At 72.1% G+C, this 16,602-nt stretch carries 19 protein-coding genes; 15 read left to right on the top strand and 4 right to left on the bottom strand.

From position 1 onward, the window contains the following. Positions 1–81 precede the first annotated feature (81 nt). Positions 82–2,310 carry an ATP-binding protein gene (locus ACQPZX_RS39070; protein ID WP_433367138.1) on the top strand — a complete coding sequence of 743 codons (2,229 nt, stop codon included), beginning with the start codon at positions 82–84 and terminating at the stop codon, positions 2,308–2,310. Here ACQPZX_RS39070 and ACQPZX_RS39075 read toward each other — a convergent pair. After that, complete coding sequence (locus tag ACQPZX_RS39075; protein WP_433367141.1) at positions 2,307–2,702, bottom strand: STAS domain-containing protein; 396 nt, start codon at positions 2,700–2,702, stop codon at positions 2,307–2,309. The two genes, ACQPZX_RS39070 and ACQPZX_RS39075, sit on opposite strands and share 4 nt — an antisense overlap. 268 nt (positions 2,703–2,970) lie before the next feature. Here ACQPZX_RS39075 and ACQPZX_RS39080 point away from each other — a divergent pair, with 268 nt between their 5' ends. Both ACQPZX_RS39080 and ACQPZX_RS39085 read left to right on the top strand, forming a co-directional pair. Next, entirely contained in the window at positions 2,971–3,273 is a 303-nt protein-coding gene (locus tag ACQPZX_RS39080) for a dihydrofolate reductase family protein (protein ID WP_433367143.1), read from the top strand. Between the two features lie 54 nt (positions 3,274–3,327). After that, entirely contained in the window at positions 3,328–4,962 is a 1,635-nt protein-coding gene (locus ACQPZX_RS39085; RefSeq protein ID WP_433367146.1) for a PAS domain-containing protein, read from the top strand. Here ACQPZX_RS39085 and ACQPZX_RS39090 read toward each other — a convergent pair. Then, positions 4,959–5,357, bottom strand: coding sequence for a VOC family protein (locus tag ACQPZX_RS39090; protein WP_433367149.1), 399 nt, complete (start codon positions 5,355–5,357; stop codon positions 4,959–4,961). The genes ACQPZX_RS39085 and ACQPZX_RS39090 overlap by 4 nt on opposite strands. A 66-nt stretch (positions 5,358–5,423) precedes the next feature. Here ACQPZX_RS39090 and ACQPZX_RS39095 point away from each other — a divergent pair, with 66 nt between their 5' ends. The 5 genes from ACQPZX_RS39095 (at position 5,424) to ACQPZX_RS39115 (ending at position 10,023) form a co-directional block, all read left to right on the top strand. Next, a complete protein-coding gene (locus ACQPZX_RS39095; protein ID WP_433367152.1) occupies positions 5,424–6,656 on the top strand; it encodes an MFS transporter in 1,233 nt (410 codons plus the stop codon). A gap of 85 nt (positions 6,657–6,741) precedes the next feature. Beyond that, entirely contained in the window at positions 6,742–7,923 is a 1,182-nt protein-coding gene (locus ACQPZX_RS39100) for a thiolase family protein (protein WP_433367155.1), read from the top strand. Beyond that, positions 7,920–8,579 (top strand): 3-oxoacid CoA-transferase subunit A, encoded by a 660-nt coding sequence (locus tag ACQPZX_RS39105; RefSeq protein ID WP_433367158.1) that lies wholly within the window; start codon positions 7,920–7,922, stop codon positions 8,577–8,579. Before ACQPZX_RS39100 ends, ACQPZX_RS39105 begins: the two co-directional genes overlap by 4 nt. After that, complete coding sequence (locus ACQPZX_RS39110) at positions 8,576–9,208, top strand: 3-oxoacid CoA-transferase subunit B (protein ID WP_433367161.1); 633 nt, start codon at positions 8,576–8,578, stop codon at positions 9,206–9,208. The genes ACQPZX_RS39105 and ACQPZX_RS39110 overlap by 4 nt, the downstream gene beginning before the upstream one ends. After that, complete coding sequence (locus tag ACQPZX_RS39115; RefSeq protein WP_433367164.1) at positions 9,205–10,023, top strand: SDR family oxidoreductase; 819 nt, start codon at positions 9,205–9,207, stop codon at positions 10,021–10,023. Before ACQPZX_RS39110 ends, ACQPZX_RS39115 begins: the two co-directional genes overlap by 4 nt. On the opposite strand, the gene ACQPZX_RS39120 is transcribed toward ACQPZX_RS39115, so the two are convergent. Beyond that, on the bottom strand, positions 9,965–10,402 hold the full coding sequence (locus ACQPZX_RS39120; protein ID WP_433367167.1) for a hypothetical protein: 438 nt from the start codon (positions 10,400–10,402) through the stop codon (positions 9,965–9,967). The genes ACQPZX_RS39115 and ACQPZX_RS39120 overlap by 59 nt on opposite strands. 44 nt (positions 10,403–10,446) lie before the next feature. Here ACQPZX_RS39120 and ACQPZX_RS39125 point away from each other — a divergent pair, with 44 nt between their 5' ends. From ACQPZX_RS39125 to ACQPZX_RS39140, 4 genes are read left to right on the top strand one after another with little or no spacing between them, the layout of a single operon-like run. Then, positions 10,447–11,223 carry an alpha/beta fold hydrolase gene (locus ACQPZX_RS39125; protein ID WP_433367170.1) on the top strand — a complete coding sequence of 259 codons (777 nt, stop codon included), beginning with the start codon at positions 10,447–10,449 and terminating at the stop codon, positions 11,221–11,223. A gap of 24 nt (positions 11,224–11,247) precedes the next feature. Then, a complete protein-coding gene (locus ACQPZX_RS39130; RefSeq protein WP_433367173.1) occupies positions 11,248–12,144 on the top strand; it encodes a LysR family transcriptional regulator in 897 nt (298 codons plus the stop codon). Between the two features lie 9 nt (positions 12,145–12,153). After that, the gene (locus ACQPZX_RS39135; RefSeq protein WP_433367176.1) at positions 12,154–12,759 is read left to right on the top strand and encodes a YdeI/OmpD-associated family protein; all 606 of its coding nucleotides are present in this window, start codon (positions 12,154–12,156) and stop codon (positions 12,757–12,759) included. A gap of 34 nt (positions 12,760–12,793) precedes the next feature. Then, complete coding sequence (locus ACQPZX_RS39140; protein ID WP_433367179.1) at positions 12,794–13,627, top strand: helix-turn-helix transcriptional regulator; 834 nt, start codon at positions 12,794–12,796, stop codon at positions 13,625–13,627. Here ACQPZX_RS39140 and ACQPZX_RS39145 read toward each other — a convergent pair. Next, entirely contained in the window at positions 13,609–14,907 is a 1,299-nt protein-coding gene (locus ACQPZX_RS39145) for an integrin alpha (protein WP_433367182.1), read from the bottom strand. The genes ACQPZX_RS39140 and ACQPZX_RS39145 overlap by 19 nt on opposite strands. Before the next feature lie 127 nt (positions 14,908–15,034). Here ACQPZX_RS39145 and ACQPZX_RS39150 point away from each other — a divergent pair, with 127 nt between their 5' ends. Genes ACQPZX_RS39150 through ACQPZX_RS39160 form a run of 3 tightly spaced genes read left to right on the top strand, consistent with a single transcriptional unit; the run spans position 15,035 to position 16,539 of the window. After that, entirely contained in the window at positions 15,035–15,574 is a 540-nt protein-coding gene (locus ACQPZX_RS39150; protein ID WP_433367185.1) for a pyridoxamine 5'-phosphate oxidase family protein, read from the top strand. A gap of 8 nt (positions 15,575–15,582) precedes the next feature. Further along, the gene (locus ACQPZX_RS39155; protein ID WP_433367188.1) at positions 15,583–16,116 is read left to right on the top strand and encodes a hypothetical protein; all 534 of its coding nucleotides are present in this window, start codon (positions 15,583–15,585) and stop codon (positions 16,114–16,116) included. Between the two features lie 27 nt (positions 16,117–16,143). Beyond that, complete coding sequence (locus ACQPZX_RS39160; RefSeq protein WP_433367191.1) at positions 16,144–16,539, top strand: MmcQ/YjbR family DNA-binding protein; 396 nt, start codon at positions 16,144–16,146, stop codon at positions 16,537–16,539. Positions 16,540–16,602: the final 63 nt, after the last annotated feature.

Below are 16,602 nucleotides of genomic sequence, written 5' to 3' on the forward strand. Positions count from 1 at the left end.
GGATTGACGGCGTCACTCCGGGCGGGCTCCCGGGCATATGCTCCGGGGAATCGGGGCGGCCGTCCATCGAGCGAGGTTTATGTGATCCGGACCGGAAACCTACCGGCGGAACTGTCCAGCTTCGTGGATCGGGAGAGCGAGCGAGCCGCGCTGAAACGCCTGCTCACCGCATCCCGGCTCGTCACCGTCACCGGCGTCGGGGGCGTCGGCAAGACGCGTACGGTGCTGCGGGTCGCCGCGGAGGTGCAGCGGGCCTTCGCCGACGGGGTCTGGTTCGTCGACCTCTCCCCGCTCGCCCGGGCCGACCTGGTCGCCGAGGCCGTGGCGCAGGCGGTCGGGCTGCGCGACCCGTCGACCCGGCCGCAGGCCGAGACCTTAGCGGAGTACCTGGAGCCCAGACGCCTGCTGCTCGTGCTGGACAACTGCGAGCACCTGGCCGAGTCCTGCGCGCAGCTGGTCGACTCGCTGCTGCGCGCGGCGCCGGGCGTGCGGGTGCTCGCGACCAGCAGGCAGCCGCTGGTGGTGCAGGGCGAGCACGTCTTCCCGCTGTTGCCGCTGTCGGCGAGCGACGCCGCCGTGTCGCTGTTCGCCGAGCGGGCCCGCGCCGCCTCCCCCACTTTCGCGCTGACCGACGACAACCGGGACGAGGTGGCCCGGCTCTGCCGCGACCTCGACGGCATCCCGCTCGCCATCGAGCTGGCCGCGGTGCGCACCCGGGCGCTGCCCGTGCGGCAGATCGCCGAGCTGCTGCAAGGCCGGCGCGCCGACCGGTTCGCGCTGCTCAGCGGCGGCGGCGTGATGGCCGGGCGGCACGAGTCGCTGCGTACGGCGATCGACTGGAGCCACGGCCTGTGCACCCGGGCCGAGAGTCTGCTGTGGGCCCGCGTCTCGGTCTTCGCCGGCGACTTCGACCTGGACGCCGTGCGCGAGGTGTGCGACGGCGACGTGGACGTGCTGGCCGGGCTGGTGGACAAGTCCATCCTGCTCGGCGACGGCGGCCGCTACCGCCTGCTGGACACGATCCGCCAGTACGGGCTCGAGCTGTTGCGCGAGACCGGCGAGGAGGAGCTGCTCCGCCGCCGGCACCGCGACTTCTACCTGCGGCTCGCCCGCCGTTTCGACGCCGATTGGTGCGGGCCGGACCAGGTCGCCTGGTACCAGCGGCTCAGCCGCGAGCACTCCAACCTGCGCGCCGCGCTCGACTTCGACCTGACCGACGAGACCGGGCTCGAGCTGGCCGGGGCATTGCTGTACTTCTGGATCGCATGTGGACACCCGCGCGAGGGACGGCTCTATCTCGACCGGGCGCTGGCGGTGAAGCATCCCCCCGGGCCGATGCTGGCGAGAGCGCTGTTCGTGAGCGGGTGGGTCGCCGCGATGCAGGGCGACATGGCGGCCGCCGAGGCGCGGATCGTCCAAGGCCGGCCGTACGCGGACACCGTCGTGTCCGGCTGGCTCGCCTACCTCGCGAGCGTGTGCGCGGTCTTCCAGGGCGACCCCACCGAGGCGCTGGCGAAGGCCGAGGAGGCGGCCCGCCTGCACCGCAACGGCGGCGACCCGGGCACCGGCCTGCTGGTCGCGCTGTCCGCGCAGTGCATCGCGCTCGCGTTCGCCGGCGAGTTCGAACGTGAGATCGCCGTCATCGAGCAGACCTGGGTCCTCTGCGACGAGTACCGCGAAAGCTGGATGCGGTCGTACATCGACTACATGCGGGCGCTGGCCGAGATGGGGCGCGGCAACCCGGACGCGGCGGTCAGCTACGGCCGGGACGCGCTGCGCTTCAAGCGGCAGCTCGGCGACAGCTCCGGCAGTGCCATGGCCGTCGACGTGCTGGCCACCGCGGCCGCGACGCTCGGGGAGGCGACCAGCGCGGCCCGGCTGCTCGGCGTCGCCCACCAGATCTGGGCGACCGTGGGCAAACCCCAGCTGGGCTCCCCCGACCTGGTCGCCGCCCGCGCCGCGGTCGAGAAGCAGGCCCGCGAGAAGGCCGGGGACGCCGGATTCGACGCCGCCTACGCCGACGGGCTGGGGCTCGAGCTCGAGGCGGGGATCGACTACGCGCTCGACGAGACCACGCGGGCGGGCGCGGCGCCCAGCAATTCGGGGGCGGCCGGCTGGGCGCCGCTCACCCGGCGCGAGCGCGAGGTAGCCGTGCTCGTGGCCGAGGGTCTGACCAACCAGCAGATCGCCGATCGGCTGGTCATCGGGCGGCGTACCGCGAACACTCACGTCGAGCACATCCTCACCAAGCTCGACTACACGTCGCGGGCTCAGATCGCTGCCTGGGCCGCTGCCCGCATCGCCTCCTAACTTCCCGGTTCCGCGTGCCTGCGCCGGCGGCCGTCGGTGACCGTCTCCGCCCGCTTCGGACGGCGGGCGGAGACGGCGAACAGGTCGTCGAGGCCGAGCACGTTGAGAATCCAGCGGGTGGTCTGCGGCGCCTGGCTGATGGTCAGCGTGCAGTCGACGGCCGCCGCGTCGAAGTGCAGGTCGTAAAGGGTCCGTACGCCCGCCACGTCGATGAAGTCGAGCCCGTTGAGGTCGAGCCGGATCATGCTGGGCCGCTCCAGCAGAAGCGCCTCCCGCACCCGGTTCGCCAGATCGTCCGCCGTGTAGGCGTCGAGCTCTCCCGAGACGGTCAGGCAGACCGTCGCCGGTCCGCACGGCTTCGACTCCACACGCAAGGGTCGCTCCCCAGTCATCCTCGCTCCCAGGTCCTGCAACTTGTCTGTAACCATCGTCGCGGGCGAGCCGCCCGAGCGAATCGGTCACATGACCGATTCCTGTGCTGCCGCGGTCCCGTCGGGAGAGCGATTCCCCTACTGGCGAGAGCTGAACAAAAGCTGCTCGTGCCGTACGACCTGCGTTGCGACCCGCGGATGGAGAGCGGGTTCCGGGTGCGTGCCGGATTCAGCGCGACCTGACCGACCCGCGGCTGACGTCGCTGCCGGTCCACGCGATCGCGGCGCGGTGGGGCTTCGGGAGTGGTTCCATGCGACGATCGTCAGCCGGGCCGAGTTCCCGGCGCTGGCCCGGGAGCTCAAGCAAAAACCCGGGCAGGACATCATCCAGTACGGGTACGGGCCGGTCACCGCCGCGCTGCTGCGCGAGGGCCTGCTCGACGAGCTACGCCTCTGGGTGCACCCGATCACGGTCGGCGGGCCGCCTCGCGACGCCCTCCTCGCCGAGGTCAGCGGCGAGGCCCGCTTCCGTCTCGTCGACCATCGGGTGTGCGGCTCCGGCATGGTCATCCTGAGTTACCAGCCCGCATAGCGCTACGTATATGACGACGTGGACACATGGCGACGCCGCTGGTAGTAGTTAGGCGTGCTGCGCGCCATCGAGTGGATCGTGCTGGGCATCGGCAGCGCGGCCGCCATCGTCTACGGCGTCCGCCGTCACCGGCCCGCGCGGATCGGACCCTGGCTGCTGCTCGCCGGCGCCATCGTGGCGAGCGGCGCCGGCGACGTGCTGACCGCGTTGGACCGGCCCGGCGTAGCCAATTTCTGCTTCTACGCCATGTTCGTGCTGGTCGCCTGCAGCCTGCTGCAGCTGACCCGCGTCGGTGCGATTCTCGTCGACCGGGCACGGCTCATCGACCTGCTCGCGTTCGGGTGCTCCACGCTGCTGGTGATCTGGGTGTTCGTCATCGGCGACGCGGGCCAGATCGGCGAGACCTCCGGGGCGTACGTCATCGGAGCCCTGCTGCTCCTCGCGGTCGTCGCCCGCGTGCTGATCGCCGTGGGCCGGAACCTCTCGGCCACGCTGCTGGTCGTCGGTGCGGTGGGTGTCCTGGTCAGCGACATCGTGCAGCCGCTGTGGCCGGGCCGGCTGAGCGAGTCCGGGTTCGTGGTGCTCTACCTGGCCTGGGGCGCCGCCGCGCTGCACCCGTCGATGGTCAGGCTCACCGAGCCCGCGGCGCCGCGTCCGAGCCCGTGGCGCTTGCACTGGGCGGCGCTGCTGGGCATCTCCGTCGCCACCCCGCCGGTCCTTCTGCTCATCGAGGCGGTCCACGGCACGGTCGGGGACGGCGTGGTGATCGCCGTGGCCGGTGCGATCACCCTTCTCCTGACCATCACGCGGCTGACCGACTCGGTGACCCTGAACGGCCAGGCCCTGACGCGTGAACGCGGCTTGCGGCAGGCGAGCGCCGCGCTGGTCGCCGCCGCCGACATCCCCGCCGTGGACGAGGCCGTCCGGGCCGCGATCGCCCAGCTCATGCCGCCGGAGGCCATCCGCAGCACCGTCTTCGCCGTCGACGACCGCCAGCTCACGCTCGAAGCGGCGCCCGGCCCCGAGTCCGGCCCACCGCCCCGGAGCTGGTGGATCGAGGGCACGGACCGCGACTACGCCACCCTGGTCTGTCCGCTCTGGCTGGAACCGCTCGCCGTCGCCCGGCCCAGCGGTGGAGCCCTGATCCTGGTGGGTCGCCGGGACACCCTCACCGCCACTCGCGACACCCTCGAGGTGCTGGCCGGTCAGGCGGCGCTCGCGCTGGATCGCATCTGCCTGGTGGAGGCGGTCGGCCGCCGCGACAGCGACCTCTATCTGCGCGCGGTGATCCGGAACAGCGCGGACATCGTGGTGGTGATCGACGAGGACCGGCGTATCCGATACGCCAGTCCTTCGCTGCGAGAGCTGCTCGGCGCCGACGAGCTTCCACCGCTGGCCACACTCGACGATCTGGTGCATCCGGACGACCGCGACCAGCTGCGTCAGGCCTTCGCCGGCTCCGGCGACGGTGTGGTGTTCTGCTCGCTGTTGCGGGCCGACGACAGCCAGGTGCTCATCGAAGCCACGTACCGAGATCTGCGCGAGGACCGCCTGGTCCAGGGCTTCGTGGTGACGATGCGGGATTTTACCCAAGGCCATGAGCCGGACGAGCTGCCCCGCCGCGACAACGTGGACGAGTTACCGGCCCGGGTGAACCGGCGCAGCGCCAGGGACAAGTTCCGCTACTAGGCGTCGGCTTCGAGGGCGAAAGTGTTGCCGTCCGGGTCCTGGAACCACGCGATGCGACCGCCGCCGGCCCGGGCGGTGATGCCCCTGGCGTCGTGGACGAGCTGGTCGTAGCGGACGATCCCGACACCGGCGGCGGTGAGCTCGTCGACGATCTGGTCGAGGTCGTCGACGTACCAGGTCGCCAGGGTGGCCGCGGTCGTTCCGGCGGTGGTCGACTGATAGACGTTCAGGGCCGGGGCGCCGGCGGCGGCGTAGACGCGGCTGCCGTCGGGGATGGTGGCGCTGGGGCCGGAGCGCAGCGGTTGCAAGCCTAGTTTGCCCTCGTAGAAGGCGACTGCTTGCTGGATGTCGGACACGGCGATCGAAGCACGGAGGGGGTGGGCGCTCAATGGCATGAACCACTTTCCCACGTGGCGGTGGGGCTGGACTCTCCCCCAAGGGGAGACCCCAGGATCGACGCCATGAAGGTTGGTGCGTACTTCGTCGACCGGCGGCCCCTGGCGATTCCCGCGTTTCGCCGCCTCTGGGTGGCGTCGGCGGTCACCGCGGTCGGTGGCTCCTTCAGCCTGATCGCGGTGCCGACGCAGCTGTTCACGCTCAGCGGGTCGTCGGCCGTGGTCGGGGTCTCGGCGGCGATCTCGTTGTGCGCTCTCGTGGTGTCGGCGCTGTGGTCGGGTGCGCTGGCCGATGCGATGGACCGCCGCCGGCTGCTGCTGGCGGGTAACGCGGGGCTGGGCCTGGCCTACGCCGGGCTGTGGCTGAACGCGGCGCTGGGGCTCGATTCCGTGGGTGTGCTGCTCGTGCTTGTCGCAGTGCAGGGTCTCAGCTACGGCGCCACTCTGACCTCGATGGGCGCCGCGGTGCCGCGGGTCGTGCCCGCCGAGCAGCTGGTGGCGGCCAACAGCCTCAGTTCGCTGACGCGGTACAGCGGCGCGGTCGTCGGGCCGCTGCTCGCGGGGGTGCTGATCCCGGTCATCGGGCTGGGGACGCTCTATCTGCTCGACGCCCTCGCGCTGGGCGTCGTGCTGTGGGCGGTGGCCAGGCTGCCGGAGATGCAGCCGGCGGCCGCCCGCGCCGGAGGCACGCTGCGCCGGCTCGGCGACGGCTTCCGTTACCTCGCCGGGCACCGGGTGCTGGTCGCGATCCTGGCCGTGGACCTGGCCGCGATGGTCCTCGCGCTGCCGCACGCGCTGCTGCCGGAGCTGGCCGAGCGTACGTACGGCGGCCGGGCCGGCGGCGGCGCGGAGCTGGGCCTGCTGTACGCGGCGTATCCGGCCGGCGTGCTCCTGGCCGGGCTGTGGTCGGGGACGTTCAGCCGGGCGACGCGGCACGGCGCGCTGATGGCGTCGGCCGCGATGGCCTGGGGCGGCTGTGTGGTGCTGCTCGGCTTGACGTCCGACCTGCGCGTCGCCCTGGTGGCGCTGGTCCTCGGCGGTGCGGTCAACTTCGTGCTGAGCACGTTCCGCAACGCGATCTCGCAGGCCTACACCGACGACGCTCTCCGCGGGCGGATCCAGGGGTCGCTCACCGTCGTGCTGATGGGCGGCCCGCAGCTGGCCACCATGCTGCACGGCTTCGGCGGCGCCGCGCTCGGTGCCCGATCGGCGATCGTGATCGGTGGGGCGCTGGCCGTGGTGACGGTTGCGCTGCTGATCCGCGCGGTGCCCGAGCTGTGGCATTACGACTCCGGCTGACGGTCAGCTTTCATATCCGTACGTTATCAATGGGGTTTTATTCAGTATTGGAGTCAATCGGTTGACGGGTCGTAGGTTGGAAGACGTGAACTCCGCCTTTCTGTACTCCGCCGTCCGCACGCCGTTCGGCCGGTTCGGGGGCGCCCTCGCCGAGGTGCGTCCCGATGACCTGGCCGCGATCGCCGTCAAGGGAGCGCTGGGCAAGACGCCCGGGCTCGACCCCGCGGTGATCGGCGACGTGGTGTGGGGCTGCGCCAACCAGGCCGGCGAGGACAACCGGAACGTCGGGCGCATGGCCGTGCTGCTGGCGGGGCTGCCCGTCGAGGTGCCGGCGACGACGGTCAACCGGCTCTGCGGCTCCTCGCTCGACGCGGCGATCATCGGATCGCGGGCGATCGAGACCGGGGACGCCGACGTGGTGCTGACCGGCGGCGTCGAGTCGATGACGCGGGCGCCGTGGGTGCTGCCGAAACCGTCGCGCGCGTTCCCGGCGGGCAACGTGACGGCGGTGTCGACCACGCTGGGCTGGCGGCTGGTCAACGACAACATGCCGAAGGAGTGGACGATCTCGCTGGGCGAGGCCAACGAGCTGCTCGGCGAGAAGTTCGGGATCTCCCGGGAGCGGCAGGACGAGTTCGCGGCCCGCTCGCACAACCTGGCCGACGCGGCGTGGACGGCGGGCTTCTACGACGAGCTGGTGGTGCCGGTGCCGGGCGTCGACCTGAGCCGCGACGAAGGCATCCGGCCGGGATCGTCGGCGGCGAAACTCGCCGGGCTGAAGCCGTCGTTCCGCGCGACCGGCACGATCACGGCCGGCAACGCCTCGCCGCTCAACGACGGCGCCTCCGCCGTGCTGCTCGGCTCCGAGAAGGCCGCGGAAAGAATCGGCAGCGCGCCGATCGCGCGGATCGCCGGGCGCGGGGTGGCGGCGGTCGAGCCGCCGATGTTCGGCTACGCGCCGGTCGAGGCCGCCGACCGGGCCCTCGGAAAGGCCGGCATCACGTGGGCCGAGGTCGCCGCGGTCGAGCTGAACGAGGCGTTCGCGGTCCAGTCGATCGCCTGCGTCGACGCGTGGGGTATCGATCCCGCGATCGTCAACGCCAAGGGCGGCGCGATCGCCATCGGGCACCCGCTGGGCGCGTCGGGCGGACGGATCCTCGGCACGCTCGCGACACGGTTGCGCGACTCGGGCGAGCGCTGGGGCGTGGCGGCCATCTGCATCGGCGTCGGCCAGGCCCTGGCCGTCGTGCTGGAGAACGTGGCATGACCGCGGTGATCTGCGACAGCGCGGCCGAGGCGGTCGCCGGCATCGAGGACGGGTCGACCGTGCTGGTCGGCGGCTTCGGCATGGCGGGCATGCCGGTCCAGCTTGTCGACGCCCTGATCGAGCAGGGCGCGAAGGATCTCACCGTGGTGTCCAACAACGCCGGCAACGGCGACACCGGGCTGGCGGCGCTGCTGGCGAAGGGACGCGTGCGCAAGGTGATCTGCTCGTTCCCGCGGCAGACCGACTCGTGGGTCTTCGACGGGCTCTACCGGGCCGGCAAGATCGAGCTCGAGGTGGTGCCGCAGGGCAACCTCGCCGAGCGGATGCGCGCGGCCGGCGCGGGCATCGGGGCGTTCTTCTCGCCGACCGGGGTCGGCACGCCGCTGACCGAGGGCAAGGAGACCCGGGAGATCGACGGTCGCGCCTACGTCCTCGAGTACCCGATCAAGGGGGACGTCGCGCTGATCGGGGCGTACCGCGCGGACCGGATCGGCAACCTCGTCTACCGCAAGACCGCGCGAAACTTCGGGCCGGTGATGGCGACCGCGGCCAAGCTCGTCGTCGTGCAGGTGAGCGAGATCGTCGAGACCGGCGCGCTCGACCCGGAGGCCGTCGTGACGCCGAGCATCTACGTGGACCGGGTGGTGGCGGCATGAGCCTGAGCAAGCACGAGATCGCGGCCCGGATCGCGCACGACATTCCGCACGGCGCGTACGTGAACCTCGGGATCGGGCAGCCGACGCTGGTCGCCGACCATCTGCCGGCCGACTCGGGGGTGGTGCTGCACACCGAGAACGGCATGCTCAACATGGGACCGGCCGCCAAGGGCGACGAGGTCGACCCCGATCTCATCAACGCCGGCAAGATCCCGGTGACCGAGCTGCCGGGCTCGGCATACTTCCACCACGCCGACTCGTTCGCGATGATGCGCGGCGGCCACCTGGACGTGTGCGTGCTCGGGGCGTTCCAGGTCTCGGCCACCGGCGACCTCGCCAACTGGCACACCGGCGAGCCCGACGCGATCCCGGCGGTGGGCGGGGCGATGGACCTCGCGATCGGCGCGAAGAGCATCTACGTGATGATGACGCTGTTCGCGAAGGACGGGACGCCGAAGCTGGTGCCGGAATGCACGTACCCCCTGACCGGGGTCGGCTGCGTGGACCGGATATACACCGACCTGGCGACCTTCCTCATCACCCCGAGCGGGGTCGAGGTGCGGGAGACTTTCGGCATCTCGTTCGAGGAGCTGCGCGAGCGGCTCGACGTGCCGGTGCGTCCGCAATGATCGTGGTTTCCGGCGCGACCGGGCGCCTGGGCGGACGGGTGGCGCGGCGTCTCGGCGGCTCGACGAAGCTGCTGGTGCGCGATGCCAAGCGGGCGCCGCAGATCGAGGGCGCGCAGGTCGCGGTCGCCGAGTACGCCGACGGGAAGGCCGTCGAGGAGGCGCTGCGCGGGGCCGAGACCGTGCTGATGGTGTCGGCGGCCGAGACGCCGGACCGGGTCGCGCAGCACCGCAGTTTCGTCGACGCCGCGAAAGCGGCGGGCGTGCGGCATCTGGTCTACACGTCGTTCGCGGGCGCGGCGCCGGAGGCGACTTTCACGCTGGCGCGCGACCATTGGGCGACCGAGGAGCACATCCGGGCGAGCGGGATCGGCTTCACGTTCCTGCGCGACAACCTCTACGCCGATTTCCTGCCCATGATGGTGGGCGAGGACGGCGTGATCCGCGGGCCGGCGGGTGACGGTCGCGCCGCGGTGGTCACCCAGGACGACATCGCGGACGCGGCGATCGCGGTGCTGCGGGAGCCCGCGCGACATGCCGGCAAGACCTACGACCTGACCGGGCCGGAGGCCCTGACGCTCGCCGAGGTCGCGGAGATCATCGGAGGCGGCGTGCGCTATCACGCCGAGAGCATCGAGGACGCGTACGCGTCGAGGGAACGCTATCGGGCGCCGCGTTGGCAGGTCGACGCGTGGGTGAGCACCTACACGGCCATCGCCGCGGGCGAGCTCGAGGCCGTTTCCGGGGACGTGGCGGCGCTCAGCGGGCACCCGGCGACCTCGTTGCGGGAGTTGCTGTCGGCACCAGATGCCGGGTGACGCCGCGCGCCCCGTCCACTTCGTATATTCGCGCCAGCCCGGCCAGATGCGGCCGCACCAGTGGCGCCACGCTCGTGTCGGGATGCAGCTCCACCACCACCCGCTGCCCCGGCGGCACCGCCGCGAGCGCCCGCGCGACCCGACGAACGCGAGCGTCCCGCTGATCGTCACCGTCCGCTCGCCCCGCTCGCCGGCCACCCGGATCTCGCAGCGCGCCGGCCCGCCACAGCATCACGATGATCGCCGACGCCACGCCGGTGAGTAGGTCGGCCGCGACCATCCCGCCCGCGGTCACCAGGTACGTCGACAGCTCCCGGTGCCGCGCGTAGGTGCGGATCTGGGCCAGGCTGATCAGCCGCAGCCCCGCCACGACCAGCACCGCCACCAGCGCGGCGAGGGAGGTCGCCGGGCGCGCTCGTCGCCGTGCTGCTGACCGCCTTCGCCGCCATCCGGATGCCGGCCTTCGCCTCGGGTTCGCACGGCGCGAAACCCACCGTCGTGCTGGTGCACGGCGCCTGGGCCGACGCCTCCGGGTGGAACGGCGTGGTCAAGCGGCTCCAGGACGACGGCTACCCCGTGGCCGCCATCCCCAACGAGCTGCGCTCGCTCTCCGGCGACGCCGCCGACGTCCGTGCCTACCTGCAGACGATCCCCGGCCCGATCGTGCTGGTCGGACACTCGTACGGTGGCGCCGTCATCACCAACGCCGCGACCGGCCTGCCGAACGTGCGTGCCCTCGTCTACATCGACGCGTTCGCGCCCGACCAGGGTGAGAACGCCACGGCGCTGGCCGGCCCCGACTCCGCCCTGTCGGTGCCCGATCCCACCACGGTCTTCACGCTGATCCCGCCGACCCTGCCGCCGACTCCCGCCACCGACCTCTACCTGAAGACCTCGACCTTCCTCACCTCGTTCGCCAACGGCATCCCGGCCCGCGACGCGCGAATCCTGGCCGCCACCCAGCGCCCGGCCACCATCGGCGCGCTCGGTGAGCCCTCCGGCGTACCCGCCTGGAAGACCATCCGGTCCTGGTACCTGATCGGCACCAAGGACCTGATCATCCCGCCGTCCGTCGAGCGGAGGCTGGCCGAGCGCGCCGGCTCCGACATCTCCTACTTCAACGCCGGCCACCTGGGCCTGATCTCGGACCCCAAGTCGGTGATCCGGGTCGTCGAGAAAGCCGCGAAGGCTTCCGCCTGACCAAGACCGCCATAACGTACGGGTATGGAACTGCGCCACCTGCGCTCCTTCGAGGCCCTGGCCGATGAGCGTCATTTCGGCCGGGCCGCGACCCGCCTGCACATCGCCCAGCCCGCGCTGTCCCAGCAGATCAAACAGCTGGAGCGCGAGCTGGGCGTACCGCTGGTCACCCGCACCACCCGCCGCGTCGATCTCACGGACGCCGGCCGCCGCTTCGCCGACCACTGCAGGGCCGTCCTGGGCTCGCTCGACCGCGCCGCCACCGACATGGCCCTGGTCGCGGCCGGGCGGGCGGGCCGGGTCTCGCTGGGCTTCATCGGCACCGCCACCTACGACCTGCTCCCGATGGCCGCCCGCGAGATCCGCCAGGCCCTGCCCGACATCCGGCTGGACCTGCACGGCGAGCTTCTCAGCCCCGCCCTGCGCACGGGCCTGCTGGACGGCACCTACGACCTGGTCGTCCTCCGCCCCGACGGCGTCGCCCGCCCCGAGCTGGACGTCCAGGTGCTGCGCACCGAGCGCCTGGTGGCGGTGTTGCCCGACCGCCACCTCCTGGCCGCCCAGTCTTCCCTGGACCTGGCGTCGCTGGCCGGCGAGCCGTTCGTCATGCATTTCTCCGGCCACCGCTCCTCGATGCACGAGCACGTCCTGGCCGCCTGCGCCGCGGCCGGCTTCCGCCCCACCGAGATCATCGAGGTAGGAGAGACCGTCACCCTGGTCGTCTTCGTGGCCGCCGGCCTGGGCGTGGCCCTGGTGCCGGAGCCGGTCCGCCGCCTGGCCCTGGAGGGCGTCGCCTACGTCGAGCTGACCGACCAGCCGACCATCGACCTGGCCCTGGCGACCCGAGCGGGCGAGGCGTCCCCGGCCATCCACCGGGTAGCCGAGATCATCACCTCCCTCAGAAGTCTCGGCGGCGGTTAACCTGCCGTCATGGGGAGCGCCGAACTGGATGAGTTGATCGTCGCGGACGCCGAGGCGCTGCGCGCGTGGTTGTCGGCCAATTGCGCCACGTCGCCCGGCGTCTGGCTGGCCCTGACCAAGAAGGGCGGCACGGTCACCACGCTGACCTGGCAGCAGGCGGTCGACGAGGCCCTGTGCTTCGGCTGGATCGACGGGCAGGCCCGGAAGCGGGATGAGGAGAGCTCGTGGATCCGGTTCACCCCTCGTAGACCCCGCAGCTCCTGGTCACAACGCAACGTCGCGCACGTGGCCCGGCTGGAAGCGCAGGGGCTGATGCTGCCGTCGGGCCGCGCCGCGGTGGACGCCGCGAAAGCGGACGGGCGGTGGGCGGCGGCCTACGCCCCGACGTCGGAGGCCGAGCCGCCGGCCGACCTCCTCGCCGCCATCGCCGCCGTCCCGGCCGCCCAGGCGATGTTCGATGTACTCACCAAGGCCAACCGGTTCGCTCTCATCTACCGCGTCAACGCCGTCAAGCGGGCGCAGACCCGCGAGCGGAAGATCGGCGAGTTCGTCGCCATGCTGGCCCGCCACGAGACGGTCTACCCGCAGAAGGCCAAGCCTCCCCAGTCGCCGTGACCCGGCCGCGATCCCGTGCCGCTAGCGTCGGCGCATGCCGCAGTTGCTGGACCGCCTGGCCGGGCCGTACGAGCGGCACCTGCTGTCCGGATCCGGCTACGTGCTGGGCGGTTTCCACTGCCCGCCCGGCGCGGCGCGCTGGCGCGAGCCCAACTGGATCGGCGAGCGACCGCATGTGGTGCTGCCGTCCACCGCGGTCCGGATCGGCGCCGGCCCGGCACCCGACGAGGTGCGCACGGTGAACGAAGTTGTCGTGTACGACCGGGACACCACCTACCGGCGCGGGCTGGTCAGCGCGGAAGGCGACCGGTGCACGTTCGTCGTGGTCGGCGACGAGCTGGCCGACGAGCTCGGCCTGGAGACCGGCGCCGGGGTGCGGCACGCGCCATGCGCGCCGGAGCCGTACCTTCTCGTGCACCGCGTCCGGGCCGCGCTGCGCCGGCCCGGCCCCGACCTGCTGGCCGCCGACGAGGCGGTGCTCGCGGTCCTCGGCCACGTCGCGCGTCAGCTGTGCCGGCGTCGCCGCGCCGACCGCGGCGCGGCGGCCACGGTCGACGCGGTGAAGGGCTTGCTGGCCGGTGCTCCGACCCGGGTCTGGACGCTGGCGGAGATCGGCGCCGCGGTGCACTACTCGCCGTACTTCCTGGCCCGCACCTTCCATCGCCACACCGGCTATCCGATCGCCCGCTACCGGCGGCTGCTGTGCCTGCGGCAGTCGCTGCCCGGAGTGCTGCGGGCCGGCGGCGACCTGTCCCGGATCGCGGCGGAGCACGGGTTCAGCAGCCACAGCCACTACACCCGGGCGTTCCAGGCCGCGTTCGGCTGTACACCCTCGCAGGCGCGCGGGGCTCAGGTGCCGAGCACGTAGACGGTGTCGCCGCCCGCGGCCGAGACCAGCAGGTCGACCCGGCCGTCGCGGTTGACGTCGCCGATGCCGACGGCGTCGTAGCCGAGCAGTTCGTTCGCGACCGAACTGCGCATGTCGCGCAGGACGCGGCCGGTGCGACCGGAGTAGACGACCAGCCGCCCGGCCTGGGACGCGCCGGCGCTGCTGGAGTAGAACCCGACCGCGATGTCGTCGCGGCCGTCGCGGTCCACGTCACCGGCCGACCGGCCCGGTCCGGCGCCGTCGTTGGGCTGGTCGCCGCGGAACAGATGCAGCCGCTCGCCGGTACGGCCGGAGAACACGTACGCCTGTCCGGCCGGAAGCGCGCATTGGTCGGTGGCGTCCTCGGCGCAGAAGTCGCCGACGTAGATGTCCGGGACGCGGTCCCCGTCGACCCGGCCGGCGGTGGCGACGAAGAACCACCCGAAGTCGAACGACTTCTCGTTCCCGGCCAGGGTGAACCGGGTGGTGCCGCGCCGGCCGTCGTACACGTACGCCAGGCCGCGATCGCCCGGGCCGGCGTCCTTGGCGCCGACGATGTAGTCGGCGCGGTGGTCGCCGGTGATGTCGCCCAGCCCGGCGGCGCCCCAGCCGAGCGCGTCGCCCGCTTCCGCGCCGTCGTGGGTGCGCAGGATTTTTCCCGTACGGCCGGAGACGACGTACGCCTTTCCGGCGTCCGCCCCGGCCGGCCCGTCGTGGCAGGGCGCGCCGACGAGCAGGTCGGCCCGGCCGTCGCCGTCCACGTCGCCGGCCGCGCCGACGGCGGCGCCGAACTGGTCACCGTCCGCCTCGCCGCCGACCTTCAGCAGCTCGCGGCCGGAACGCCCCGAGTAGACGTAGATCCGGCCCGGTCGCGGGGTGTCGAGGCAGGCCAGCTGGGACTCGCCGGTGGCGCCGACGACGATGTCCGGCACGCCGTCGCGGTTGACGTCGCCGGCGTCGGCCATCGCATACCCGTGCACGTCGTCGGGCGCGCCGGTGAAGCGATAGAGCAGCTTGCCGGTGCGCCCGGAGCGCACGTCGGTGTGGCCGTCGACCCGGCCCTGGTCGTCGGTGTGCCGGGCGGCGCCGATGATCGCTTCCTGCACGCCGTCGCCGTCGATGTCGCCGAGCTGGCTGACCGCCCAGCCGAATCGCTCGTTCGCCTGGTCGCCGTGCCAGGTATGGATGGGGTGGGGCGCGGCGGTCGCCGCGTGAGCCGGGGTGGCCGCGCCGATCGTCGCCAGCGCTGTCGCCACCACGAGGAGAGGTAGAGGTCGCATGGTCGCGAGGCTATGGCCGCCCCGATCCGGCCCGCTGTCACGTTCGTGCCCACTTCCGGGGGCGCGAATTGTCGGGGGCTGCGGGTATACCGGTGGTGGGACGAGGCGACCGGTCGGGAGGACATGGATGCGGTGGTCGGAGTTGGCGGAACGGCAGCCACAACTGGCCGCGGCCGGCCGGGAGCGGCTGCTCGACCCCGGAGTGGTGCTGGTCGTCACGATCCGGCGGGACGGCACGCCCCGGCTGAGCCCGGTCGAACCCCTCGTGCTCGACGGCGACCTGTGGCTGTCGATGATGCCGACGTCGGCCAAGGTGCGCGACCTCGACCGGGACGCACGGGTGCTGGTGCACAGCGTGATCACCAGCCGCGACGGCGGCGAGGGCGAATACAAGATCCGCGGCACCGCCCGCGCCGAGACCGACCCGGCCGTCCACGAGCGCTACGCCGCCGCGGTGTCCGAGGCCCTCGGCTGGCACCCGACGCCCGGCTCGTTCCGGCTGTTCGCCGTCCAGATCGGCGACATCACCCTGATCCGCTACGACGATGCCACCGGCGACCAGTTCGTGACGCGCTGGCCCGCCGGAGGCGAGTACGTGCGCCGCGGCACCTCCGCCACAACCCTTGGACCGCCGCAGCCGCACCACAACCTGCTCGGCGATCCATGAGGCGGATTTTGATCACCGGCCTCGCCGGCGCGGGAAAGACGACGATGGCCCGGCGTCTGTCGGCGACGACCGGCATTCCCTGGCACTCGCTGGACGACCTCTACTATGGTCCCGGTCTGCTGATGGCGCCGGCGTTCCCGGCTTCCATCGAGCAGCTGACCGCGGGCGACGCATGGATCGTCGACTCGGCCGGGCCACCGCCCGCCGATCCCGTCCTGGCCCGCGTGCGCGATCTCATGTGGACTCGTGCCGACACGTTGGTATGGCTGGATTACTCGCAGCCCGTCGTCCTCTGGCGGGCCACGACCCGGTCGCTCCGTCGGATAGCCACCCGCGAGCGGCTCTGGCACGGCTACCGCGATTCGCCACGGCAGTGGCTCCGCGAGGACCACCTCATCCGCCGCGCGTGGTCGACGCATCGCCGCCGGCGAGAAGACGTCGCCGCCCGCATCGCCGATCCGTCGCGTCAAGCGTTGACGGTCCTGCGCTTCCACCGCCCCGACCAGGCCGAAGCCTTCTTGCAGCGAACGCGCGAGCGCTGACGACGCGTCGTGTGCTTATCTTCTGCGATGGCGCATCCCATCATGTTCGACGACGCGGATCCCCTGCTGGCCCGGCTCCGCGCGCTGGCTCTGGCCTTTCCCGACGCGGCCGAGAAGATCTCCCACGGGCACCCCGCCTTCTTCACCACCAAGGTGTTCGCCTACTACGGCGGCTCGGTGAAGATCGACGGCGCCTACCAGCAGCATGAGCAGTCCGTGCTCGTGCTGATCGATCCCGGCGAGCGCGAGGCGATGTTGGCGCAGGACCGCTGCTACGTGCCGGCCTACCTCGGCGCCTCCGGCTGGATCGGGGTGGACCTGACCGACGACACCGGGTGGGACGAGGTCAACGAGCTGCTCGACGCCAGCTACCGACGCACCGCCGGGGCGCGCAGGATCGCCCGGATCACCTACAGATCGTAGGTGTTACGCGGCGGCCGCGGGTTGCTGGCTGATTGGCGATTGTCACTGCTTCGTACCGGTTTA

The sequence above is a fragment of the Actinoplanes sp. CA-142083 genome, assembly GCF_050942195.1.
GTDB lineage: Bacteria > Actinomycetota > Actinomycetes > Mycobacteriales > Micromonosporaceae > Actinoplanes.

Excerpts from the sequence above, each read along its gene's own strand:
- ACQPZX_RS39075 (WP_433367141.1), bottom strand. The coding sequence starts at position 2,702 with ATGACTGGGGAGCGACCCTTGCGTGTGGAGTCGAAGCCGTGCGGACCG.
- ACQPZX_RS39090 (WP_433367149.1), bottom strand. The coding sequence starts at position 5,357 with ATGCCATTGAGCGCCCACCCCCTCCGTGCTTCGATCGCCGTGTCCGAC.
- ACQPZX_RS39095 (WP_433367152.1), top strand. The coding sequence starts at position 5,424 with ATGAAGGTTGGTGCGTACTTCGTCGACCGGCGGCCCCTGGCGATTCCC.
- ACQPZX_RS39105 (WP_433367158.1), top strand. The coding sequence starts at position 7,920 with ATGACCGCGGTGATCTGCGACAGCGCGGCCGAGGCGGTCGCCGGCATC.
- ACQPZX_RS39110 (WP_433367161.1), top strand. The coding sequence starts at position 8,576 with ATGAGCCTGAGCAAGCACGAGATCGCGGCCCGGATCGCGCACGACATT.
- ACQPZX_RS39115 (WP_433367164.1), top strand. The coding sequence starts at position 9,205 with ATGATCGTGGTTTCCGGCGCGACCGGGCGCCTGGGCGGACGGGTGGCG.
- ACQPZX_RS39130 (WP_433367173.1), top strand. The coding sequence starts at position 11,248 with ATGGAACTGCGCCACCTGCGCTCCTTCGAGGCCCTGGCCGATGAGCGT.
- ACQPZX_RS39135 (WP_433367176.1), top strand. The coding sequence starts at position 12,154 with ATGGGGAGCGCCGAACTGGATGAGTTGATCGTCGCGGACGCCGAGGCG.
- ACQPZX_RS39140 (WP_433367179.1), top strand. The coding sequence starts at position 12,794 with ATGCCGCAGTTGCTGGACCGCCTGGCCGGGCCGTACGAGCGGCACCTG.
- ACQPZX_RS39145 (WP_433367182.1), bottom strand. The coding sequence starts at position 14,907 with ATGCGACCTCTACCTCTCCTCGTGGTGGCGACAGCGCTGGCGACGATC.
- ACQPZX_RS39150 (WP_433367185.1), top strand. The coding sequence starts at position 15,035 with ATGCGGTGGTCGGAGTTGGCGGAACGGCAGCCACAACTGGCCGCGGCC.
- ACQPZX_RS39160 (WP_433367191.1), top strand. The coding sequence starts at position 16,144 with ATGGCGCATCCCATCATGTTCGACGACGCGGATCCCCTGCTGGCCCGG.